Source organism: uncultured Methanobrevibacter sp., assembly GCF_900314615.1.
Lineage (GTDB): Archaea > Methanobacteriota > Methanobacteria > Methanobacteriales > Methanobacteriaceae > Methanocatella.
This window is the reverse complement of the sequence record NZ_OMWA01000055.1, coordinates 1-2,115: the sequence shown is the minus strand read 5'-3', so window position 1 is coordinate 2,115 and position 2,115 is coordinate 1. Positions and strand designations below refer to the sequence as shown.

Below are 2,115 nucleotides of genomic sequence, written 5' to 3'. Positions count from 1 at the left end.
CCACAATATAGGCAGCCAGCTGAAGGATGAAGGATTTGAATATCTTGACCATATTATCTGTCAATTATATCCTCACAACCCTCACAAGACACAGAACTGCGTTTCAATTGCATTGACATTCGCTGTTTTAGAAGAGGACAAGGAAAGGCTCATAGAAAGGCTTATTGAAATCCTGAAGCATGACACTTTGTCAGACAAGACCGCAATAGCCATTCTGGAAGGCATTGGCATTCCGCAAAAGCTTAGGGAATATGCAATGGCTACAAAAACCGGAATGATGGATGTTGAAACAGCTGAAAAAGTAGCTGATGAATTGGGCATTCCTTTGATTGCAGTCACAGGCGAGCAGGGCAAAGTAGGCGCTCTTGCCGCACTTGGATTGTATGACGATTGCGACGAGGCCGTAAAGGTCTATTATTAGGTTTTTAAAAAAACTTTAAAATCCCCTTGGATTTTATTGTTTTACTCTTTTTTTATAATTAAAAAAATTAAAATCTCTTGAATTTTATTATTACTCGTTTTTAATAATTAAAAAAATTAAAATCCCTTGGATTTTGATTTTTTGCTCTTTTTAATTAATTCCATCTTTAAATATAAAAATTGGAAACTGAAGATATTATGCTAGATATTTTCATCATCCAATAGGAAGTCTATTAAATTCAAGTGTTCAATTCCATCATGAGACATGTCGGCTTCATCCATTGTTATCACATATTTTGGATAGTTGTCATTTATGTTTTTCAGTGGCTTGAATTCCCTTTCAATAGTCTCTTCGCTTGCAAGCAAATATGAAACCTGAATGTAAATAGGCCTTGACTGCTTTCTACATACGAAATCAACTTCCAGACTATCTACTTTTCCTATTGTGATTTCATATCCCCTTCTCAACAGCTCCATGTAAACCATGTTTTCCATTGCCCTTGTAATGTCTCTTTGATTGTTGCCTATTATTGACTGGCGAAATCCCAAATCGCAGAGGTAATATTTTTCATCGTGCTTTAATATTTTTTTGCCTTTAAGGTCCTCGCGTTTGGCTTGATAAATCAGGCATGCGTTTTCAAAGAACCTCAAATAGTTGTAGATTGTGTTTACTGATACATTCACCATGTCCTGCTTTAATCTGTTATGGATTTTGTTTGCTGAGAAGGGCTGGCCGATATTATACATTACAAATCTCATGATGCGGTCCAGCAGGTCGGCATTTTGTACATTGTTTCTTTGGATTATGTCTTTTAGAACTATTGAGTTGTATAAATCCCTGATTATTAATTTCCTGTTGTCTCCTTCGTAATCAAATGTGGAAGGCATTCCACCGTCATCAAGATACTTGTAAAAATATTGTTTGAAGTCTTGTGAAACCTCATGATACTTTAAATATTCCTTAAATGAGAATGGGTAGATGTTTAATTCCACATATCGGCCAGACAAGTAGCTTGCAAATTCTCCGGACAACAATTTTGAGTTGGAGCCTGTTATGTATATATCGTAGCCACCTTTTGCAAAATATGAATTGATCAGCTTCTCCCATTTGGGAACAACCTGTATCTCATCAAAAAATAAATAGATTTTTCCCTCTACACCCTCCACTTTGCTTGAAATGAATTCCTCGAGTTTTTCAATAGTGTTTAATTCAAAATAATCACTGAGCTCAAAATTTATCCATACAATATTCTCAGGAGGAATTCCATCATCAATTAACGAGTCAATTATTTGTTTTAATATTGTGGATTTACCTGAACGCCTGATACCTATTAAAACTTTAATAATGTGTTTATCCATAAAAGGCTTGATTTTATCTATATATTCCTCTCTTTTAATAATCATGAAACCACCGTGTCAATTATTACTTTATAGAAACATTCATATAAAGTTTTCAGTTGACTGAAAACTACAAGCAAAAATCAAAAAAGATTTCAGTTGACTGAAAACTACAAGCAAAAATCAAAAAAGATTTCAGTTGACTGAAAACTACAAGCAAAAATCAAAAAAGATTTCAGTTGAGTGAAAACTCAATTCATATATAAAAGTATTTTAATTAGTTAGTATATATAATAAATATATGTTCTCAGGGCGGAGTGAAATTCTCCACCGGTGGTGATTCTAAATTAGATAAGT

2 protein-coding genes are annotated in these 2,115 nt (G+C 33.9%); one reads left to right on the top strand and one right to left on the bottom strand.

From position 1 onward, the window contains the following. A partial coding sequence (locus QZN33_RS11685) for a DUF1743 domain-containing protein (RefSeq protein ID WP_296792893.1) occupies positions 1-421 on the top strand: 421 nt, incomplete at its 5' end. 200 nt (positions 422-621) lie between these two features. On the opposite strand, the gene QZN33_RS11680 is transcribed toward QZN33_RS11685, so the two are convergent. Beyond that, the gene (locus QZN33_RS11680) at positions 622-1,824 is read right to left on the bottom strand and encodes an ATP-binding protein (RefSeq protein WP_296792890.1); all 1,203 of its coding nucleotides are present in this window, start codon (positions 1,822-1,824) and stop codon (positions 622-624) included. Between the last annotated feature and the right edge of the window lie 291 nt (positions 1,825-2,115).

What these genes read in the sequence shown, in the direction of transcription:
- QZN33_RS11680 (WP_296792890.1), bottom strand. Translation starts at nt 1,824, where the DNA reads ATGATTATTAAAAGAGAGGAATATATAGATAAAATCAAGCCTTTTATG.